The sequence below is a fragment of the Pedobacter sp. 05T44 genome (assembly GCF_056395985.1).
The window spans coordinates 103,675-123,467 of record NZ_JBFTKO010000006.1 but is presented as its reverse complement, the minus strand read 5'-3'; the positions used below and the strand labels follow the sequence as shown (position 1 = coordinate 123,467).

Here is a 19,793-nt window from a genome sequence, read left to right as displayed (position 1 = left end):
ATGGTCGGAAGATTTTTCTTCCGACTTTTTTGCGTAAAAGAGTTTGTTTTATTTTCGTAAACACTTGACAATCAGTTGTTTATTCTTGTTTTTGTGGATTTAAATTAGTATCTTAATTGCTGATAATCAATAAGATATGGCAAAATTTAAAGATCATGCTATCAGTGCAAAACATCTATTAGGGTACATTCCTGAGGCGCTGATATCAAATTTATCCCTCACTACCAAGATCGATCATTACGCGAAGGTTCTTCATGGTAATAAGCTATTCTATCTTCTGTTGTATGGTATCTTGGATAATGAAAAACTAAGTTAACGAACTTTAGACGATACCTTCAATGATTCTGTATTCAAAGTACTTTTTAATCTGGATGAGGATGAACGGGTACGCAGAAGCTCCATTTCAGAGCGACTTTCTAAAATAGATCCAGATTATTTTAAGCAGATCTATGAATGCATTTACGATCAGTTCTCCAGTTTGTACTCCCTAACCGAAAGAGAGAAATATAACCTTATCCGTGTTGATAGCTCAATGGTTAGTGAAACGGTTGGTAAGTTAACCGAAGGGCTTGATAACAAAAGTGGTAAGAAAGCAGTGAAATATAGTATTGCCTTTGATGGAGTATTACCATGTCAATCCAATGTATTTACCTCCAAAGGCTATGCCAGTGAAGATCTTGCATTGCCTGAAGCAGTAATGGCTCATGTGAAGAAAGAAACAGATCATCAAAACATTTATGTGATGGATAGAGGTTTGCAATCAATCAGAAACATGAAAACATTTAGTTCCAATGCAATAACATTCATTTGCAGGACCAAAGAAAATAAGAAATTCGTTGAACTCGAGTCGCTTATACAGGAGAATAAAGACTTGGATCTAGGCGAATCCAATCTATTAAAGGACTCTAAAGTTCAATTGTATACTGGTGTAGCGGTAAATAACAAAAAGGGGAATAAACATTTCAGAGAAGAACTAGTAGATAGTCCCTTTCGTCTTATTATTGTGGAAAGCAAGTTGGATGGCAAGAAATATTGGTTTTTGAGCAATGATTTTGATCTGTCTGCAAAGGAAATGGCTCAAGCATATAGGAGACGCTGGGATATAGAGGTATTTTTTAGGTTTCTAAAACAGGAACTCAATATGAGCCACCTTGTGTCTTTGAATAAGAACGGAATACAGGTAATGTTGTACATGACATTAATGGCAGCCATGTTGGTGCTGATATATAAAAAAGCAAATAAATTGACTTACAAAACAGCAAAAAGACGGTTCTCCATGGAAGTAAGGGACTTAGCTATTGCCCTAATCGTTGTGCAATGCGGAGGAGACCCAGGCCTGTTTTTTAAAACATAAAAAATGGCCGGAATTTCTTCCGACCATGACTGGGCTAGCAGCTACTTTTTATTTTATTTCTTCTGTTCCACTTCCCTATCCATCTCCAGTACATTAACCTGGTCAGATTGAGAAAAGTCGCCAATCAAATATTTATTAAAGTGATCGGCCAGCTTCCAGAAAGCATATTCTGTTAAATCACCAAATGCATGGCGTTGTCCCGGTACAATAACAAATTCAAATCTTTTACCTGCTTTCATTAAAGCATTAGCTACTCTAATGGTATTTGCCGGATGTACGTTATTATCAACGTCGCCCGTCATCAACATTAAATGACCTTTCAGGTTTTTAGCAAGATCAGGATTTTTATCAATGCTATATTTAAATGTAGTATCGCCTTTTGCTGAAACAATTTCTTTTACACCATGATGCTTTTCACTCCACCATCTGTTATAAATACTGTTATCATGGTTTCCTGCATTTGATACTGCAGCTTTAAAGAAATCAGGATAAACAAGCATTGCGGCTGTAGACATAAAACCGCCACCCGAGTGGCCGGTAATACCAACTTTAGTGGCATCGATAAATGAGTACCTATCTGCCAGTTGTTCTACAGCAGCCTTCTTGTCAGCCAAGCCATAGTCGCGTAAGTTTCCATAACCATAGGTATGATACCATTTAGATCTTGCAGGGTTTCCTCCTCTATTCCCTACTGTAATTACCACATATCCAAACTGAGCCAAGCGATCAGTTCTATCCATGCTTTTACTAAAGGACTTGTTTACAGCCTCGGTTTGAGGACCGGGATATACATATTCTATGATCGGATACTTTTTGGTCGGGTCAAAATCAAAAGGTTTATACATTACCCCGTAAATATCCGTAACGCCATCATCAGCTTTTACTTTAAAAGGTTCCGGAAATTTATAACCGGTAGCCATTAATAAAGAAAGATCAGCAGTTTCAAGATCCATTACTTTTTTACCGGTGTTATCCATCAATACAGATCTAGGAACCGTATTAACTTTAGAGAAGTTATTTACAAAAAACTTATTCTCATCGTTCATATTTACTGCATGATCAAAATCTCCCGGATTTAGAAGCTTCATTCCAGACCCATCAAAATTAATGCGGTATAAATGCAGGTAGTAAGGATCTTCCTTAGCCTCTCGCCCATTTGCAGTAAAATACAACACCCTATTTTTTTCGTCGATGTTCACTATGCTTTCACAATGGAAGGCACCTTTTGTAATTTGGTTCTTTAACTTACCATTACTATCAAACAGATAAAAATGAGCCCATCCGTCTCTTTCAGACCAATGGATAATTTCTTTTCCATCGTTTACCAAACCCGGACGGTTGATTTCTACATAAGTGTTAAAACGTTCATCAATTACCGGAGTTACTACATCCGTATTGATATCAACGGTACATACATCAACTCGTTTTAAATCCCTGCTGGTACGCGAAAGATAGATCTTGCTGTTATTACCCAGCCATATAGAAGGTCTGAACTCATTATCACGATCTTTGTTTAAAGGAGGCGCCCCCCAGACAGACACACTCTGATCTTTGAAAGCAGCGATATTTAGCTTCTTAAAGGTTTTGCTGGCAAAATTGAATAAAAGGAGTTCATCAATTGGTGCATCAGGCTCACCTGGCATTTGGTATTTGTATGTTTCTAAGGTAGGCCTGCCGGCAGTAATATTGTTTACTACCCAAAGGTCTTTTACCTTACGGGAATCTGTTCTGTCGAGCACAAAATATTTTGCATTTGGCGACCATAACACGTAAGCTCTGCGTCTTTTCTTATTGTTTTTCTCTTGTTCTTCATTATTTTCGCCATCACCATCGCTGCCATATGAATAAAACTTAACTCCATCCTTTGTTAGCTGGTGCTCTACAATGGTGCTGTCCTCTTCATTTTTCACAGCCTTTTTATAGTTTTCCTTATCCATCCAGTACAAGTTGTAATTTCTACTAAAGATAATTGCCGAGGAATCAGGTGCAACCGAACCCCAAGACGGCTTTGCTTTAGGCTTGGTATAATTTGGGACTTCGGTAAGTTTTGCACTTGCAATATCATAATTAAAATAAAAAATCTTTTTCTGCATTGAATCTGCATCTTTCTTATCCTTACGATCCTTTTTCAATTCATCAATAGTACTTTTTATTTCAAAACTGATTTGTTTTTCATCACTCGAAAACTTAAGATTCTCTAAAGGCAAGTGCTGGGCATCAAAAGGATCACGAATAATTGTAGTGATTTCTGCAGCAAGCTGTGCATTGTCAAAAATCTTCTTTTTGCTTTTAGCAACCGGATCAACAAGGTACCAAAGCTTACCGTTTGGTGTTTCATACTCATACCAAAAACGATTACTTAATTTCAACCAGTGCGGATCAACAGCCGTTGAGTAAATGATCTTTTTAAGTTTGTTGGGCGAAAACCTTGAGGCAAGCTGATAATTTGCCTTCGGTGCCTGGGTTGTGGTTTCTGTTATTGTAAAAGTTTTGGTTTGCGAAACCGCATTAAAACCTGCACTAATAAGCAATAAAAATAGAATGTAAAGTTTCTTCATTTGAACTGTTAATTAAAACGGCTAAATTATTGATTAATACTAAAGAAGGATGAATCTTTATTTGTAATAAATGTGATAGTTAATGCAATAAAATAGCGGTTGATTTCATAGTTTTGCCACAAATAATCATAAATGAAACAGCATCTTCTACCTTTATTAACTGCAGCGGCAATTTTTACGGCCAGTTGCCAATCTAAATCACAAACTAACACCGATAACCCGGATGTTAAGGATACTTTAACACAAACCTCATCAAAGGAAGAAGTACAGGCCGCTAAAATTGATGTAAGCAAAATTAAAGTTGCTGATGCTAAAACCATACTTGCCCGCAAACAGGTACCTATTTTATGCTATCACCAGGTTCGTAACTGGAAACCAACAGATGGCAAAGTAGGGAAAGACTACATTGTTGAAATACAAAACTTTAAAGATCAGGTTAAAATGCTTGCCGACAGTGGTTATCACTCTATATTACCTGATCAGTTATATGCCTATTTAAATACGGGCGCTCCATTACCGAGCAAACCGATCATGTTTACTTTTGATGATACAGACATGGATCAGTTTACAATTGCTGCTCCAACACTAAAAAAATACGGTTTTAAAGCAGTCTACTTTATCATGACAGTATCCATTGGCMGTAAGGGTAAGTTTGTTGACTATATGACCAAAGAGCAGATAAAACAACTTTCTGATGATGGCAATATAATTGGCRGTCACACTTATGACCATAAGAATTTCAAGAAATACCAGGGAAAAGACTGGGAAGAACAGCTAGATAAGCCTACCAAAAAACTGGAAGAGATTACCGGCAAAAAAATGACTGAATTTGCTTATCCTTTTGGCTTATGGAATGCTGAAGGTTTCCCTGAACTAAAAAAACGTGGATTTAGGATGGCATTTTCTCTTGCTGATAAACGCGATCAGAATTATCCGTTGTACACGATAAGAAGAATTATTGCGAGTGGTTACTGGAGTCCTAAAACGCTACATAACAGCATAGTAAAAAGTTTCTAATGAAAATACTTTTAAGTCTGGGTGCTGGCTTAATGATATTAGCTTCAGCATGCACATATACCAGTCAAAGTCAAACTAGTTCCGCTTCGGGTAATCCTGATAAAGACACAGCCCAAACTAGTAAGGCACCTAAAAAGGAAGCTACCGCGGCCGAGATTTTAAGCAAAAAGGAAGTCCCTGTTCTTTGTTATCATCAAATTAGAGATTGGAAAGCAAGCGATTCGAAACGGGCGCATGATGACATTATCCCTCCTGCCAATTTCAAACAGCATATTAAAATGCTTGCAGATAGTGGCTACCATACCATTTTACCAGACCAGCTTTATGATTATTTGAATTATGGGGGCAAACTTCCAGAAAAACCGATCATCATTAGCTTTGATGATACGGATCTGGATCAGTTTACTGTTGCAGCACCCGAGTTAAAAAAATATGGTTTTAAGGGCGTATTTTTTATCATGACGGTATCTATAGGAAGACCGAGATACATGAGCAAAACCCAAATAAAAGCCCTCGCAGATGACGGTCATGTTATCGCAAGCCATACCTGGAATCACAAAAATTTCAGTGAGTTTACGAATGATGATTGGGAAGTACAAATAGATAAACCGACCAAAACATTAGAAACAATTACAGGTAAAAAGGTTGAATATTTTGCCTATCCATATGGGGTTTGGAAACCAGAAGCCTTACATAAATTAAAAGAGCACGGGTTTAAAGCGGCATTCATCTTATCAACAAAGAGAGATGAGACTAATCCGCTTTTTACCATCCGACGTATTATTGATCCAGGAACTTATACAGCGAAGAACCTTTACCATAGTATAAATAAGAGTTTTAAATAGTTTAGGCAACTGCCTCAACAACAAATTTCTTATCATTAAAACTAAACGCATCCCCTTTCTTCTTATCCAAAAGCAATTTGCCTATGGGAGATGAAGGGGAAATAGCAAAAATAGCCTTACCATCAAGCGTTAGCTGACCCGCGCTAACACTAATGTAAAAACTCCCGTTGTTGGTATACACCAAACTGCCATGTCTTACAATTTCAGACTCAGGATTTATCTCAATACTTTTTAACAATCTTAGATTATCCTGAGCATCGATTAAAAGACGCTTGTTTCGATCAATATCCTGCTGCATCATTTCTCTGCTGGTTTCATACTTATCTCCGGCGCTGCTTTTAGTATCATCATTACTAGCTTCGCGCGCCTGTTGCAATGCAACTTCAGCAGTCTGAATTCTTTGCTCTATAAAATTTAAACAAAGTCGATATAGTGTTTCTTTAATATCCTGCATAAATTACGATTCTATCCATTTAATCTTTTCTTCAATAGGAGTACGAATTGCATCTCTGGGTTCCTCGTTATGGTATCCCATATAAAAAAGCCCAAAACATTTCTCCTGTTCCCCTAAGTTAAGATAATCCTTCAGATCTGCAATCATTCCCGGTGAACTCCAGTATGCGCCAACATTTAAGGCCTCGGCAGTAAGCGCCATGTTCTGAACTGCACAGGCTAGAGCTGCAAGCTCCTCCCATTCGGGTACCTTGTCTGAATGCAATTCGACATTTAATGTAATTATGCAGCTGGCTTGTTCTGCCTTTTCAAGAATGCTATCATATTTCTTTTGCAAAAACTGATGAACTGGTGTAGTTTTTTTATACAAGCGGGCTAGCTCTTTACCAAACTTAGTTTTCCCCTCATTTCTGAAAACAATGAAACGCCAGGGTTGTGTTAATTTATGTGTAGGTGCATAGTTAGCACTTTCCAAAATTTGCTGTATAACCTTAACCGGCACCTCCTGATTAGTATAACTCACCGGAAAAATGCTCCGCCTACGTTTAATAATCCTGCTTAAAATTTCTATTTCTTGTTCCATTCCAATATCTCTTCCAAATGTTATGCTAATTTTTTAACTATAGCACATAAATGGCAAAAATAGAATTTAAGCCCAATGGAAATGTTTGCGCCGTGTAATAGTTTTAGTATTAAACTTTCTGCCGAATCTTCTTTAATTGCTTTCTAATTTGCTTGGCTCTGCCAAAAAACGCAACACTTTCGATATCAACCAGATAATCTATTGTCTCTAGCAGCTCGTCTTTAATCCAATCGTAACGAGGTGCCAGATTTGCCAGGGTTTGCATACAGTGCACTTTGGTAGCTACAAGCACCTCTGTATCTACAAGCCAGGTAAACAAAATATCAATAACAGGTTCAAAATCTGTTGTTACAGCCTTATCTTTATATACATGATGAGCCTTTCTGTCTGTCAGTAAAGCAATAATCTTAGCGTAATGCCTCATCGCCGAAGGGTTCTTCTGTTTCGCCAATAATGATATAAGCTCTGGGATATAACCCACAAACAGATCAGGCTTGTGTGTCATCAAATATTCTAACATCCAGGCGGCCCTAAAAGCAACTTCTTTTTTCMTATGAAAACTAATATCCAGTAAGTCGGTTATTTTTAGATCATTACTTTCAATAATACCAGTTAAATTAGTCACCATCTGAAACTCCATTGACGTACTAAGCCTTGCTATTAACTCTTCCTTATTCACATTAATTATTTTAAATCAGTATCTGATTTTMTAATTTAGAAATTTTGAACCTTAAACTTATATAAAACCACCAGACATCCGGCAGATCGCTAAAAGTCTTAATGATTTTATAAATAATGCCTACCTTTGCAGCTTATTTTTCAGCAATATGATTTCAGTTTCAAATTTATCACTCCGTTACGGAAAACGCACTTTATTCGAAGATGTTAACCTAAAATTTAATCATGGCAACTGCTATGGTGTAATTGGCGCCAACGGGGCTGGTAAATCAACATTTCTTAAAATTCTTTCTGGCGAAGTAAACCAAACTACCGGTAGTGTAGCTTTTACTCCTGGAGAACGAATGGCCGTTTTAAAACAAAACCACTATGAGTTTGATGAATTTAGTGTAATTGAAACTGTAATGATGGGCCACAAGGAATTGTACGAAATCATGAAGGAAAAAGATGCGATCTATTTAAAAGAGGACTTCTCTGATAAAGATGGTGAGCGTGCAGGCGAACTGGAAAATAGATTTGCCGAAATGGATGGATGGAACATGGAAAGCAATGCCGCCACCATGCTTAGTAACTTAGGTATTAAAGAAGAACACCATTACAAACAGTTAAAAGAACTTGATGGTAACCAAAAAGTGCGTGTCTTATTGGCTCAGGCTTTATTTGGAAATCCGGACATCTTATTACTGGATGAGCCTACCAACGATTTGGATATCGACACGATTGCATGGCTCGAAAACTTCCTTGCTGATTATCAAAATATTGTATTGGTTGTATCTCACGACAGGCACTTTTTAGACGCAGTTTGTACGCACATAGTTGATATCGATTTCAGCAAAATGAGTATTTACTCGGGTAACTACACTTTCTGGTACGAATCTAGTCAACTTGCTTTAAAACAACGTAGTGATCAGAATAAAAAACTGGAGGAGAAAGTTAAAGAACTTCAGGAATTTATTCAGCGCTTTAGTGCCAATGCATCTAAGTCAAAACAAGCAACTTCACGTAAAAAAGCTTTAGATAAAATAGATATCTCTGAGATTAAAGCTTCAAGCAGAAAATATCCTGCCATTCTGTTTAATAATCTTGGCAGAGAAGCCGGAGATCAGATTTTACAGGTAGAAAATCTTTCTTGCACTTTAAATGGCGATGTGATGTTTAGAAACATCAACTTCATGGTAAATAAAGGTGATAAGATCGCTGTTCTTTCTCAAAACAGTCTTGCTACCACTGCATTCTACAATGTATTAACCGGACGTGAGAAAAACTATACAGGTGAGTTTAAATTTGGAGTAACCATTAACGTTGCCGACATTCCAAATGACAACACTCCATATTTTGCAGGTAAGGATGAGAATTTGGTTGACTGGCTTCGTGAATATTCAGGGACAGATCAGGATGAACAGTTTGTAAGAAGTTTCCTTGGCAGAATGCTTTTCTCCGGAGAAGAGGTACTTAAAAATGTAAAGGTATTATCAGGTGGTGAAAAAATGCGTTGTATGTTCTCGCAAATGATGTTAAGACACGCGAATCTATTGTTATTTGATGAGCCGACCAATCACCTTGACCTTGAATCTATTACTGCATTAAACAATGGTTTAAAAGATTTTAAAGGAACAGCATTGTTTACCTCACGAGATCACGCATTAACTGAATCTGTAGCGACCCGAATCATTGAATTAACTCCTAACGGAACAATTGATAAKATGATGACCTACGATGAATATATTTCAAGTGAAGATGTAGCAGCTTTGCGTGCTTCATTATATAAAACAAAATAAAGAAAACCTATTTCATTTCGAACAAGAAAGGCCATTTTGTAATACAAAATGGCCTTTCTTGTTCGAAATGAGTATCTTCGCGTTTTGCGAATTATGAATATGAAACTGGAAGAACAGCTACTTGAAAGAAGTGAGAATAAGTGTGAATTATGTGGATCTGAGGCCAATCTTAGCATCTATGAGGTTCCCCCTCAAACTCAAAATACAGCAGAAGAATGTGTTGTAACATGCGGAAAGTGTTTAGCACAGATTGAAAAAAAAGAGGTATTAGACAGCAAACACTGGCAGTGCCTTAGTGGAAGTATGTGGAGTGAGGTTCCAGGAGTACAGGTAGTGAGCTGGCGCATGTTAAACAGATTAAGGCAGGAAAGCTGGGCAATTGATAATCTGGATATGATGTATCTTGATGATGAAACTTTGGCTTGGGCCAAAGCAACCGGTGATCACGAAAATGATTCTGAAGTGGAATTCCATAAGGATTCTAATAATAATGTGCTGGAAAACGGAGATACAGTAGTGATTATAAAAACACTTGATGTTAAAGGATCCAGTCTAAGCGCAAAACTTGGAACAGTGGTGAAAAACATTAAATTAGTTGATGATAATAAGGAGCAAATAGAAGGCCGTGTTGAAGGTCAGCTGATTGTTATTCTAACCAAATATGTACGGAAGCAAAGCTAATTGCAGCTATAAAATAAAGACAGTAAAATTGATCTAATTATGAAATCAATTGAGATTAAGTATTTTAAAGATTTTTTAAGTAGCGGAGAGATACCTTCAGGTTTGCCTGCACATTTGCAGGCGCTTTGGCATGAGGGAAAAGGTGACTGGAAAACAGCACACGATCTGATAGATCACCTAAGCGATAAACAGTCTGCTCACGTACATGCCTATCTACACAGAAAAGAGGGAGATGTGTGGAATGCTGATTACTGGTATAACCGGGCAGGGCAATCAAGACCCAACGTTACTCTGGAAAAAGAATGGGAAGATCTGGTTTCATTGTATTTGTCATTATTACCAAATTCTACTGGTAATTAAAATGAATATGTATATTTAAATTCCTTAAATTATTTCATTATTAATTAATTACTATGAGACACACTTACGCTTTTCTGTTGCTATTTATTGGCTTTTTGCCTAAAACCTTCGGCCAAACTCAACCAAATGGCGGCTCTGTTGCAGATGTAGCCTTTATTCAAGGCCATTGGAAAGCTACTACTCCTGAAGGCCAATCTATTGAAGGAGTTTKGTTACAACCAGAAGACGAAAACATACTAGGCTTCATGCGCATGATGAAAGCCGGTAAAGCTGATCTTTATGAAATATTAGCCTATGAGCAAACCGAACAAGGACTGGTCTCTATGGTAAAACATTTTAAACCAGGTCTTCTGGGTTTAGAGGAGAAAGACAAACACGATCGTTACAACTTTGTAGAAGCAAGTAAAGACCGTGCTATCTTTCAAAAAGAGGGCGAAAGCTTACGTATTCTATACGAAAAACGCTCCTCCAATCAATTTGTAATTGCCAGAGGCAACCTGCAAGACGGTAAATGGGCATTTAAAGACCTGTTTGTATTTAACCGTACTAAACCCTAAAGCGCGATCCTTTCATTTACTCCTATTTCATTGATGAAATACTCGTCATGGGAGATCACCAGCAAAGTTCCTTTGTAATGTTTTATTGCTGAGGTTATAACCTCCAGGCTCTGAACATCCAGATTATTGGTAGGCTCATCTAAAATAATGAGCTCAGGAGAACTATTGCTTACCACTAGGCAGCAAAATATCAATTTCATCTTCTCCCCTCCACTAAGTTGTTTGCATGTCTTATTCCACATATCAATTTTGAAGAGAAATTGGTGTAGCAATGTTTTAAGTCGGTGTTCTGGCAAGTGCTGTGAATTAAATTCCTGTACCTGTTCAAACACAGTTAGTTCATTATCTAATACTGAATACTCCTGATCAATGTAAAGATGCTTGAAATCAGCTATTATTAAAGCACCCTCTGATGGTTTTACTTTACCCAATATCAATTTCAAAAGTGTAGTTTTCCCAGAGCCATTTTTACCAGAAATGGCAATCCTTTCGCCACTTCTAATCTGGAAATTCAATGGGTTCTCCCATAAATATCCGGAACTGTAACCAAAATTCACATCCTCCGCCTTTATCAATATTTTGCCTGCGTGCAGATTTGAATTTTCAAAAGTTACTTTAAATTCCTTTACCTCAGGCAATTGCCGCTTAAGCTGCTGAAGGTTTTGCAAAATACCGTTAACCTTATCAGAATGTACTTCCTGTAATTTGGATGTACTTTGTTCAGATCTGTTTTTAATCGTATTAATAAAAATTCTGGGAACGCCTTTCTTTATTTGTTTTTGATTCCCCCTTGAATTCTCTTTTTGTTTGCGTTCGGCTGCTTCTCTGGCAATTTGCTTAGCTTGTCGTAAAGCTTTTTCTTTATGATCTGCCTGAGCCTCTAAAGCCATCAACCTCTCCTCCTTTTGCATTTTAAAGAAGTCATAATTACCTCCATAAACCTCTACCCCACTTTGATTCAATTCAAAAGTAACATCAAGAAGATTAAGTAAAGTTCTATCATGGCTTACAACTATAGTCGTTGCTTTACTTGTCTGTATCAGATTATATAATTGTTCCCGGCTCTCTACATCAAGATGATTTGATGGTTCATCAAAAAGTATAACCGATGGTAAATGAATTGTAATGCCTGATAAAAATACCTTGGTTTTCTCTCCTCCACTAATTGTTTTCATCGGCTGAGCTAATTCAATGTGTTGTATATTCCACAAACTAAGCGCTGCCAGAGCCCTCTCTTCAACATTCCAGTCGTCATCTAATTGGGCGAAATTGGTTAAAGAAGCATCGCCATTAAGTATTGCATGTAATGCTTCCATTTTACCGTCAATACCCAGGGCCTGGGCAACAGTTAAATCGTCGTACTGACCGAAATGCTGGGGGACATAAAAAGGTTTATTTATTGATGCAACATCCCCTGAGGCAGGCTCAACCCGACCTGCAAGGATCTCAAGCAAAGTAGATTTTCCAGAACCATTAGCACCTATTAAGGCTATCTTTTGCCCTTTAGAAACAGAAAAATTTATATCGCGGAACAGGCATTCCTTATTGGAATGCACATATGAAATTTGTTTAACTACAATACCCATAAAGCATCATTGATAAAAAGTAAAAAAATAAGATTTAAATTGTGCATAAGCACGAGGCGGCTAGACAAGTACAGTGGTACTGTTTAGCATTTGAGCAAAAAAGGAAAAGCTACTGCTCTGTTTATAGGATCTTACATTTCTTAATGAATTACACCAATATAGATAAAATGACATTTGCCATCATCGTACATAGATGTTCTCAATGGGGTAATTAGTCGTTTATACGACAAAGGTAAATATTTTTTTAAGAAACGAGTATCGTCTGAACTATCAAATAACTAAATTTTTATGAACCTGATGAAGAATCTGCTCATAATAATCTGCCAGTTTTGAAAAATCTTTTAGTGGATCAGGGGGATACATCAAAGCATTAAAGAACGTTTCGATATCCCTTTCTGTAGTCAGAATCACTTCGTCTTTTATCATTTCAACATGCTCATTCAGAGCGTCTATACCCTGCTTTTTCATAAAAAACTTTTGATATACTAATATACTAAATAATCAGATTATTTGCTAAAATTTTAGCTACTTATAATTACGGTTCGCCCATTTAATACATGGTTCTATCCATTGCGGCAAAGGCTTAAATAAAAAACCATGCTTCAATCCCGTGTTTAGCTCTATTTCTTTAAAGTGCAAAACCTTTAAATTAGATGTTTCTTTCCTTTTTATTGCCGACACTCCGTATTCGTCAGATCGCTCATAGATAGTTAAAATATTTCCACAGAAATTAATTCCGGGAAAAGATGTTAAATCCTTATCTCTGTAACAACCAATAAACACAAAATTAAGATTAGGGTTCCTTAAGGAGCTGGAAACGTATTGCGCAATATATCCTCCTTTTGAAGTGCCTATAACTGTAATATGGCTTGGTTTAACACCTAATTTCAATAAACTGTCTACTTGCCGAACCACCTTTTTTGTATAGGCTCCTACATCTGTATTAGCGGACCTTTTCTCACTGATCACCTGAAATCCAGCCTGTTTAAACTTGTTTAAAACTTCCAAATATTCCGTTTTTCCATATTCAGGATGGACTTCAGTCAGCGAATGGTCTTCTGCAAACTTGTTGTGAAGAAAGAATATATAATCTTGTGCAGCACAAAATAAAGAATTGGCTACTAAGAGCAACAAAAGCACAGTTTTTTTGGAATTCATAAAAGGTGCATTATAATTATTAATTAGCGTCAAAAACTCTTACTTTGTTCATTAGCAATTGTCTGATACTTACCAGGTGGCTAAAAAACATCACAGGCACAATAAAAGCAGGAAGTAAGCTAAAAGGGAAATACAAAACTGCAATATTAGGCTGGTCAAACCCAAACTTCTGAATGGGTGAGGGTACTGAGAGAAATGCATTCGCCACAATATTGATCAATAAACAAAGACAAATAACATTCCAGGCCAATAGAGATCCCTTGGCCATTTTCTTTTTTGAGATTCCAAAATAAGCTACTAAAGGCGCAGAGATTCCTGCCAAAATATCAAAGTTCCTCCCTTCAAATGTCATCAGTTCTGGAACAGTCCCATTGATAAACAATAGGTACAAAATAATTTCCACCGGAATTCTCCCTACATGCAGATAAGTGAGATTTAATATAGGGAGTCCATCAATAAACTTTCTACCTCCCCGGGTTAAAAATACGAGCATAATTGAGAGAATAGCTGGGAATACCCCCATAATGGCAATCTTAGGCGGAAAAACAGTAGTATCGGAACTGAAAACAAAATTTAAACCCAATATCGCCTGAACAATAATCCACAAACTTAAAACAATTAGAAGGAGATTGGCTTTACTGCTAACATTAAACTGTAAGGATCTTTTAATTACGCGATAAAACAAAAACAGCGTAAATAGGGTCGTCAACACAAAAAGCACAACAACAAACAACGGTAAGCCTATAATCATTCTTAAATTATACTTTTAACAATTCATCAATCTGCTTGGCAAGGGCTCTATCTTTTTCAGTAATAATATTACCTGCATCGTGAGTACTTAGCCAAAATTCCAATTTATTCCATTCATTACACCACTTAGGATGATGATTATTTTTCTCTGCTACAAATGCCACCTTAACCATAAAGGCGAAAGCTTCCCGAAAATCTTTGAATATTAGTATTTTGTGCAGTTTATTTTCAACAATATCCCACTCCTTTTGAACTACATTTTCCATAAATTCTATTATAAAGTTGCGGCGCCATTGCTGCCAATATTAGAACAAGCAACATCGACTTATGTTTAAATCTACTTATAATTAATTCGATTCCCCTCAGTGTCCTTTAAATAAGCAACAACTCCTGCCGGAAGCTCTTCACTTTCTATTGGGAAACTTATAGAATCCGCAACGTAGTTTTTTGTATTAGATGCTTTTTGAAAAATTTCAAATAAGGCAATTGGCTCCTGATTGAAACTAATGCAGGTACTAATAAAATGCATTTCCTCTATCCTATAGTTAGGCTGCTTTAATTTCTCATTTATATCTTTTAAGCGTGAGATAAAGTGCCGCTGTCTGATAAAAGTATTACTGTTCATGATAATGAAAATGTAATCTGCATAAGAAGTTACTTTTCCATAGTACTTATGATTATCTCCCCCACTTCTCTCTATCAGATATTCGCCCGAAGATTCAGATTTATAAATTTCAACTGACGAACGCCAGATTCTTTCTTCATTAATTTCTTCCGGGTTATCAGGTAAGTTACGGTTAAAAGAATACCATAATCCTACCAATTCGTCCAATAACTTGTAGTTAACCGTAACCTTAGGGATATCAATTTTTAAATCGTTAAAACTAAATGCCTCGTTGTGCGAATTAATAAAATCGATGTAGTTATCATAGCCTAACACCTGCACTATCCGACTTAGTTTACTAAGGTTCGGTTTGCTGGACCCAGTGAGGTCTTTTCGATTTTCATATGCTTTTAGTTTATTGATAATAAGATGTTCATACAAATAATTTGCTCCAAATAGATCAGTTTCTTTTTTTACTTTCTGTTTTCTGTTACGGTTCTGTAACAACCCATTCAATTCTTCTACAATGTACGCCCACTCAGACTTAGAGACATCTTTCCATGTCTTTTTCTTTAGAAAATTACTAGCTAAAAAATTCATTAGCTTCTCGAGATGTAGCAGGTCTTCCTTATTCATAATATGAATATAAGATAAAAATAATACCAAATAATACATATATAAGACTTTTATATTTTCATKTATAGAGAAGTTTGTTCTAAACGAAGTCAATGAATTATATCATAAATATCAAATTATATCTCACACCTAAAACTAATTGATCATGGACTATTCTCAAATCTTTTTCATCTACTGGTGGGTCTTCGCTATCCTGTTCACCCTCCTATTTTACAAATTCATACTAAGGGTTTTCCTGGGTATGGTCATCGTACCCGAAAACAAGGTAGGACTGGTTACCAAGAAATTTGTGCTTTTTGGCAGCAACAAAGAATTACCAGACGGACGTATTATTGCAACTAAAGGAGAAGCTGGTTTTCAGGCAAAAGCACTGGCTCCCGGACTTTACTGGGGCATGTGGCCCTGGCAATACAATGTGAACATGCACGGGTTTACCATTATACCCGAAGGTAAAATAGGATTGATCCTGTCCAACGATGGTGCTGAAATACCGACAGGTGCAATCCTTGCCCGAAGAGTAGAATCGGATAATTTTCAGGATGCAGAAAAATTCCTAAACAACAATGGGCAAAAAGGTCGACAAACCTCTTATATCACTGCAGGTACTTATCGTATCAACTTATTTGCCTTCACCGTTACAATTGCCGACATGGTCATCATACATGAAAATATGGTAGGCATTGTAACCACGCTTGACGGCCATCCAATTGAAAGCGGGCAAATTGCAGGAAAGCAAATTACCGGTCACAATAATTTTCAGGACATTGATGTTTTTCTAAAAAATGATGGTAACCGTGGTTTGCAGCCATCAATCATTTTAGCAGGTAGTTACAATATTAATCCATGGGCAATTCAGATTGAAGAAATACCAATGACCGACGTACCTATTGGTTTCGTTGGCGTTGTGATCAGCTACATCGGTGAAGACGGTAAAGATTTAACCGGGGAGAGTTTCAAACATGGCAATATTGTAAGCAAAGGCCAGCGTGGGGTATGGATGGAAGCCTATGGCCCTGGCAAATACCCATTCAACAAATACATTATGAAGGTTGAACTGGTGCCTACAACTAATCTGGTATTGAATTGGGCCAACGCCAGGAACGAATCTCATGAGTTAGATAAGAACCTGAGTACTATCACCGTCCGCTCCCGAGACGGCTTCCCTTTCAATTTAGATGTATCTCAGATCATTCATATTCCCGCAACCGAGGCACCCAAAGTAATAGCCCGTTTCGGTAGCATGAGTAATTTAGTAAGTCAGGTATTAGAGCCTACTATTGGCAATTATTTTCGAAATTCTGCACAAGACAGCGATGTGATAAGTTTTCTGATTACCCGTAAAGAAAGACAACAATCGGCAAAGGAACACATTAAAGCAGTCCTGGATGATTACAATGTAAATGCTGTAGATACTTTAATAGGTGATATTCTTCCACCAGAGGCATTGATGAAAACCCTTACCGACCGTAAGATTGCAGAAGAGGAACAAAAAACTTATCAGACACAGAAAATGGCACAGGAACAGCGCCAGGGCATGGAGAAAGAAACTGCAATTGCAGATATGCAAAAGGAAATTGTAAAAGCACAGCAAAGTGTTGAAATTGCTCAGCGCACTGCTGATGCAACGGTAAAAAAGGCAGAAGGTGACGCCAATAGTTTAAAACTACAGGTTGATGCTGAAGCCACGGCAACTAAAATGCGTGCAAACGCAGAAGCTGAAGCAACTAAAGCCCGTGCTGGTGCACAAGCCGAAGCTACCAAACTTAATGCGACTGCCGATGCAGAGAAAATAGCCAAAACAGGATTGGCCGAAGCAGAAAAAATTATGGCCATAGGTAAATCTACAGCTGATGCTTACGACTTACAAGTAAAAGCCATGGGAGGCGACAACTTTACCAAGTTTAAAATAACCGAAGAAATTGGAAAAGGAAAAATTAAGATCATCCCAGATCTAATTGTAAGTGGTGGCAACGGCAGTGATGGTAGCCTAAGTGGTTTAATGGGTCTGCAATTGATGCAAATGATACAGCAAGAAAAAGGGAAAGCCAGCGAATAATAAACCCTAATCACTTAAAATTATGGATCTCAATATAAATTACCACACTGAAATGACTCCTGATATTGCCTTACAAATATTAAGAGATGGTCATGAAAGATTTCTTAGTGGACGCAGCAAACATCGCGGCTTGCTACAAAAAGTACAGGAAACAAAAGACAATCCGAGGCCATTTGCATCAATATTGAGCTGCATGGATTCAAGGGTTCCAACTGAACTGATTCTTGACCAGAGTATTGGTGATATTTTTAACATTCGCATTGCAGGCAATGTTATATCTCCACATGTGTTAGGATCGTTGGAGTATACAATAGCCACGGCAGGTTCAAAACTGATTGTAGTAATGGGTCACACCAATTGTGGGGCAGTAAGGAGTGCTTGTGACGATGTGATGAGGGAAAATCTTTCGGGCTTGCTAAGGGAAGTAAAAGTGTGTATCTCACAAGAATTTACGGAAATAAGCAACAGAACAGGCCATAATGAATCTTTTGTTAATAAGGTTTCTTTACTTAATGTTTACCGTTCCGTGCAGCAGATACTTGAGCAAAGCAGTATTATACGGCAACGCGTAGATAGCAGAGAAATAAAGATCATACCTGCTATGTACGACATCTCTGTAGGTAATTTGACTTTTTACAATAAACATTGCTAACATGTTGAAATAGTAGGAATAGAAACTCAGACTTTCTCCATAATTTAGCTACTACAATCAGTTTGTTATGGAAAAGAAAAGATACCAAGGGGCATTAAACGATAAGGATAGATCAAAACAGAAATTGATCCAGGCTGTTGGAATTGTAATCCAAGACAAAGGATATACCGGATTGACCGTTACAAACATTTCAAAAGCTGCAGGATTGGACCGTAAACTAATTAAACTTTATTTTGGTTCAGTTGATAATCTGATAGAAATTTATGTAAAAAGCAAAGACTACTGGGTGGCTGCAACAGGTGATGCAGGTATCATGATCGAAAATAACCAAGGGAAAGACACGAAGCAAATATTGAAAAATCTGTTGCTTAATCAATTGGATTATTTCTATGAGAATGAAGAAATGCAGAAGATTGTACTTTGGCAAATTAGCCAGAGAAGCCAGATTATGTATCAGGTATGCGAAGAACGAGAACAACTTAGTTCCACATTCTTTGCATTGACAGATAAGGAGTTGAAAGGAAATGATGTCGATCTTAGGGCAATTGCCGGTTTATTGGTTGCAGGTATTTATTATATGGTACTTCATGCCAAAACTACCGACAGCCTTTTTTGTGAAATTGACATCAATAATCCAGAAGGAATGAAAAGAATCAAAGAAGCAATAAGCCTGGTTTTAGAATACGCTTACAGTAATAAGACTCAGTCATAGATAATAGAAAACCTTTTATCAGAACTTATAACCGAGTGAAATACTAAAGCTGGTATTTTTCATTTTCCCTTTCCGTTTTATCCCGCTATAAGTTGTTTGCAAATTTGCCAGTCCTATTTCACTATTGAATTGGATAGAATATTTGTTAAAAAGCTCATAACCAGCTAAAAAACTAACCCCGTAATCCAAGGGCTTTCCATACAAATAAGATCCAAATTCACCCTTCTCTGCATCGTTTTTGAAGATCACCTCTCCATTATCTCCAATTTGGATATCCCCAATTAAAACACCAGATGCGGACTTCCACTTCCCTCCTGTTCCATATCCCAAATAACCTCCTGCGCCAAGTATTAAATTCCCCGTTCCTAACTTGGGGTTATAAAGTAAATTAACCGGTACTTCTATATAAGAAACCGTAACTTTAAAATCATCACTATAGCCAAAGCCCTCTCCTTTTTGTCTAAATCCTTTGGAGGAATATAAGGCAGCGGGTTGAATGTAAAAATCACCGGCTATAGGAACGTCAACTGTAAGTCCTAAGTGGAAACCTGGAATTGATTCAGTTTCACCCTTATTTCCCTGTTCATCTTTCATATTTGCGTTTGAGAAATTTACACCGGTTCTTATCCCTATTTTCGTTTGTGCATTGGCAATGTTAAAGGCGGTAATCAGGAAAAATAGAAATAGCGGAGCGTATAATTTATTCTTTCTCATAAGTTTGGTTACTTTTTTGTTTTAGAATGGTTATTATTCGAAAAGTCTGGTAACCCAAATG

Annotated in this window: 22 protein-coding genes; 11 read left to right on the top strand and 11 right to left on the bottom strand. The window is 37.1% G+C overall.

Features of this window, described 5'->3' with window-relative positions; genetic code table 11:
* Nucleotides 1-136: 136 nt before the first annotated feature.
* Nucleotides 137-316, top strand: a complete 180-nt coding sequence (locus AC1DDK_RS11915) for a hypothetical protein (protein WP_337716529.1) — start codon at nt 137-139, stop codon at nt 314-316.
* 51 nt (nt 317-367) lie between these two features.
* Complete coding sequence (locus AC1DDK_RS11910) at nt 368-1,354, top strand: IS4 family transposase (RefSeq protein ID WP_246269462.1); 987 nt, start codon at nt 368-370, stop codon at nt 1,352-1,354.
* Nucleotides 1,355-1,407: 53 nt separating this feature from the next.
* Here AC1DDK_RS11910 and AC1DDK_RS11905 read toward each other — a convergent pair whose 3' ends face one another.
* Entirely contained in the window at nt 1,408-3,912 is a 2,505-nt protein-coding gene (locus AC1DDK_RS11905; protein ID WP_288878932.1) for a S9 family peptidase, read from the bottom strand.
* Between the two features lie 132 nt (nt 3,913-4,044).
* Here AC1DDK_RS11905 and AC1DDK_RS11900 point away from each other — a divergent pair, with 132 nt between their 5' ends.
* Entirely contained in the window at nt 4,045-4,929 is an 885-nt protein-coding gene (locus AC1DDK_RS11900) for a polysaccharide deacetylase family protein (protein ID WP_477633923.1), read from the top strand.
* Nucleotides 4,929-5,774, top strand: a complete 846-nt coding sequence (locus tag AC1DDK_RS11895) for a polysaccharide deacetylase family protein (protein ID WP_172659698.1) — start codon at nt 4,929-4,931, stop codon at nt 5,772-5,774. The genes AC1DDK_RS11900 and AC1DDK_RS11895 overlap by 1 nt, the downstream gene beginning before the upstream one ends.
* Nucleotide 5,775: 1 nt before the next feature.
* Here the strand turns inward: AC1DDK_RS11895 and AC1DDK_RS11890 are convergent, their stop codons facing one another.
* The 3 genes from AC1DDK_RS11890 to AC1DDK_RS11880 all read right to left on the bottom strand — a co-directional run bounded on the left by AC1DDK_RS11890 (nt 5,776) and on the right by AC1DDK_RS11880 (nt 7,489).
* Nucleotides 5,776-6,228 carry a 3-oxoacyl-ACP synthase gene (locus tag AC1DDK_RS11890; RefSeq protein WP_048906833.1) on the bottom strand — a complete coding sequence of 151 codons (453 nt, stop codon included), beginning with the start codon at nt 6,226-6,228 and terminating at the stop codon, nt 5,776-5,778.
* A gap of 3 nt (nt 6,229-6,231) precedes the next feature.
* Entirely contained in the window at nt 6,232-6,810 is a 579-nt protein-coding gene (locus AC1DDK_RS11885; protein ID WP_172659697.1) for a nitroreductase family protein, read from the bottom strand.
* A gap of 109 nt (nt 6,811-6,919) precedes the next feature.
* A complete protein-coding gene (locus AC1DDK_RS11880) occupies nt 6,920-7,489 on the bottom strand; it encodes a hypothetical protein (protein ID WP_477633922.1) in 570 nt (189 codons plus the stop codon).
* A gap of 148 nt (nt 7,490-7,637) precedes the next feature.
* Here AC1DDK_RS11880 and AC1DDK_RS11875 point away from each other — a divergent pair, with 148 nt between their 5' ends.
* The 4 genes from AC1DDK_RS11875 to AC1DDK_RS11860 all read left to right on the top strand — a co-directional run bounded on the left by AC1DDK_RS11875 (nt 7,638) and on the right by AC1DDK_RS11860 (nt 10,864).
* Nucleotides 7,638-9,266 carry an ABC-F family ATP-binding cassette domain-containing protein gene (locus tag AC1DDK_RS11875; RefSeq protein WP_477633921.1) on the top strand — a complete coding sequence of 543 codons (1,629 nt, stop codon included), beginning with the start codon at nt 7,638-7,640 and terminating at the stop codon, nt 9,264-9,266.
* A gap of 99 nt (nt 9,267-9,365) precedes the next feature.
* A complete protein-coding gene (locus AC1DDK_RS11870; protein WP_172659694.1) occupies nt 9,366-9,947 on the top strand; it encodes a PhnA domain-containing protein in 582 nt (193 codons plus the stop codon).
* A gap of 39 nt (nt 9,948-9,986) precedes the next feature.
* Nucleotides 9,987-10,307, top strand: coding sequence for a hypothetical protein (locus tag AC1DDK_RS11865; protein ID WP_216854314.1), 321 nt, complete (start codon nt 9,987-9,989; stop codon nt 10,305-10,307).
* A 53-nt stretch (nt 10,308-10,360) separates the two neighbouring features.
* Entirely contained in the window at nt 10,361-10,864 is a 504-nt protein-coding gene (locus tag AC1DDK_RS11860; protein WP_477633920.1) for a DUF6265 family protein, read from the top strand.
* Here AC1DDK_RS11860 and abc-f read toward each other — a convergent pair.
* From abc-f to AC1DDK_RS11830, 6 genes are all read right to left on the bottom strand, one after another.
* On the bottom strand, nt 10,861-12,450 hold the full coding sequence (gene abc-f, locus AC1DDK_RS11855) for a ribosomal protection-like ABC-F family protein (RefSeq protein ID WP_288878795.1): 1,590 nt from the start codon (nt 12,448-12,450) through the stop codon (nt 10,861-10,863). The two genes, AC1DDK_RS11860 and abc-f, sit on opposite strands and share 4 nt — an antisense overlap.
* 270 nt (nt 12,451-12,720) lie before the next feature.
* Complete coding sequence (locus AC1DDK_RS11850; RefSeq protein ID WP_172659691.1) at nt 12,721-12,918, bottom strand: hypothetical protein; 198 nt, start codon at nt 12,916-12,918, stop codon at nt 12,721-12,723.
* Between the two features lie 57 nt (nt 12,919-12,975).
* Nucleotides 12,976-13,608 (bottom strand): alpha/beta hydrolase, encoded by a 633-nt coding sequence (locus tag AC1DDK_RS11845; RefSeq protein ID WP_172659690.1) that lies wholly within the window; start codon nt 13,606-13,608, stop codon nt 12,976-12,978.
* Nucleotides 13,609-13,627: 19 nt separating this feature from the next.
* A complete protein-coding gene (locus AC1DDK_RS11840; protein WP_337716527.1) occupies nt 13,628-14,359 on the bottom strand; it encodes a hypothetical protein in 732 nt (243 codons plus the stop codon).
* Nucleotides 14,360-14,366: 7 nt separating this feature from the next.
* Nucleotides 14,367-14,624, bottom strand: coding sequence for a 4a-hydroxytetrahydrobiopterin dehydratase (locus AC1DDK_RS11835; protein WP_337716525.1), 258 nt, complete (start codon nt 14,622-14,624; stop codon nt 14,367-14,369).
* A gap of 71 nt (nt 14,625-14,695) precedes the next feature.
* Nucleotides 14,696-15,598, bottom strand: a complete 903-nt coding sequence (locus AC1DDK_RS11830; RefSeq protein WP_172659688.1) for a hypothetical protein — start codon at nt 15,596-15,598, stop codon at nt 14,696-14,698.
* A 145-nt stretch (nt 15,599-15,743) separates the two neighbouring features.
* On the opposite strand from AC1DDK_RS11830, the gene AC1DDK_RS11825 reads away from it, so the two are divergent.
* The 3 genes from AC1DDK_RS11825 (at nt 15,744) to AC1DDK_RS11815 (ending at nt 19,018) form a co-directional block, all read left to right on the top strand.
* On the top strand, nt 15,744-17,654 hold the full coding sequence (locus AC1DDK_RS11825) for an SPFH domain-containing protein (RefSeq protein WP_172659687.1): 1,911 nt from the start codon (nt 15,744-15,746) through the stop codon (nt 17,652-17,654).
* Nucleotides 17,655-17,676: 22 nt separating this feature from the next.
* The gene (locus AC1DDK_RS11820; RefSeq protein ID WP_337716524.1) at nt 17,677-18,306 is read left to right on the top strand and encodes a carbonic anhydrase; all 630 of its coding nucleotides are present in this window, start codon (nt 17,677-17,679) and stop codon (nt 18,304-18,306) included.
* Between the two features lie 67 nt (nt 18,307-18,373).
* Nucleotides 18,374-19,018: a TetR/AcrR family transcriptional regulator gene (locus AC1DDK_RS11815; RefSeq protein ID WP_172659685.1), complete on the top strand. Its 645-nt coding sequence runs from the start codon at nt 18,374-18,376 to the stop codon at nt 19,016-19,018.
* A gap of 18 nt (nt 19,019-19,036) precedes the next feature.
* Here the strand turns inward: AC1DDK_RS11815 and AC1DDK_RS11810 are convergent, their stop codons facing one another.
* Nucleotides 19,037-19,732, bottom strand: a complete 696-nt coding sequence (locus tag AC1DDK_RS11810) for an outer membrane beta-barrel protein (RefSeq protein ID WP_172659684.1) — start codon at nt 19,730-19,732, stop codon at nt 19,037-19,039.
* Between the last annotated feature and the right edge of the window lie 61 nt (nt 19,733-19,793).

Excerpts from the sequence above, each read along its gene's own strand:
- AC1DDK_RS11915 (WP_337716529.1), top strand. The coding sequence starts at position 137 with ATGGCAAAATTTAAAGATCATGCTATCAGTGCAAAACATCTATTAGGG.
- AC1DDK_RS11905 (WP_288878932.1), bottom strand. The coding sequence starts at position 3,912 with ATGAAGAAACTTTACATTCTATTTTTATTGCTTATTAGTGCAGGTTTT.
- AC1DDK_RS11895 (WP_172659698.1), top strand. The coding sequence starts at position 4,929 with ATGAAAATACTTTTAAGTCTGGGTGCTGGCTTAATGATATTAGCTTCA.
- AC1DDK_RS11890 (WP_048906833.1), bottom strand. The coding sequence starts at position 6,228 with ATGCAGGATATTAAAGAAACACTATATCGACTTTGTTTAAATTTTATA.
- AC1DDK_RS11885 (WP_172659697.1), bottom strand. The coding sequence starts at position 6,810 with ATGGAACAAGAAATAGAAATTTTAAGCAGGATTATTAAACGTAGGCGG.
- AC1DDK_RS11870 (WP_172659694.1), top strand. The coding sequence starts at position 9,366 with ATGAAACTGGAAGAACAGCTACTTGAAAGAAGTGAGAATAAGTGTGAA.
- AC1DDK_RS11865 (WP_216854314.1), top strand. The coding sequence starts at position 9,987 with ATGAAATCAATTGAGATTAAGTATTTTAAAGATTTTTTAAGTAGCGGA.
- abc-f (WP_288878795.1), bottom strand. The coding sequence starts at position 12,450 with ATGGGTATTGTAGTTAAACAAATTTCATATGTGCATTCCAATAAGGAA.
- AC1DDK_RS11850 (WP_172659691.1), bottom strand. The coding sequence starts at position 12,918 with ATGAAAAAGCAGGGTATAGACGCTCTGAATGAGCATGTTGAAATGATA.
- AC1DDK_RS11845 (WP_172659690.1), bottom strand. The coding sequence starts at position 13,608 with ATGAATTCCAAAAAAACTGTGCTTTTGTTGCTCTTAGTAGCCAATTCT.
- AC1DDK_RS11840 (WP_337716527.1), bottom strand. The coding sequence starts at position 14,359 with ATGATTATAGGCTTACCGTTGTTTGTTGTTGTGCTTTTTGTGTTGACG.
- AC1DDK_RS11835 (WP_337716525.1), bottom strand. The coding sequence starts at position 14,624 with ATGGAAAATGTAGTTCAAAAGGAGTGGGATATTGTTGAAAATAAACTG.
- AC1DDK_RS11830 (WP_172659688.1), bottom strand. The coding sequence starts at position 15,598 with ATGAATAAGGAAGACCTGCTACATCTCGAGAAGCTAATGAATTTTTTA.
- AC1DDK_RS11825 (WP_172659687.1), top strand. The coding sequence starts at position 15,744 with ATGGACTATTCTCAAATCTTTTTCATCTACTGGTGGGTCTTCGCTATC.
- AC1DDK_RS11820 (WP_337716524.1), top strand. The coding sequence starts at position 17,677 with ATGGATCTCAATATAAATTACCACACTGAAATGACTCCTGATATTGCC.
- AC1DDK_RS11815 (WP_172659685.1), top strand. The coding sequence starts at position 18,374 with ATGGAAAAGAAAAGATACCAAGGGGCATTAAACGATAAGGATAGATCA.
- AC1DDK_RS11810 (WP_172659684.1), bottom strand. The coding sequence starts at position 19,732 with ATGAGAAAGAATAAATTATACGCTCCGCTATTTCTATTTTTCCTGATT.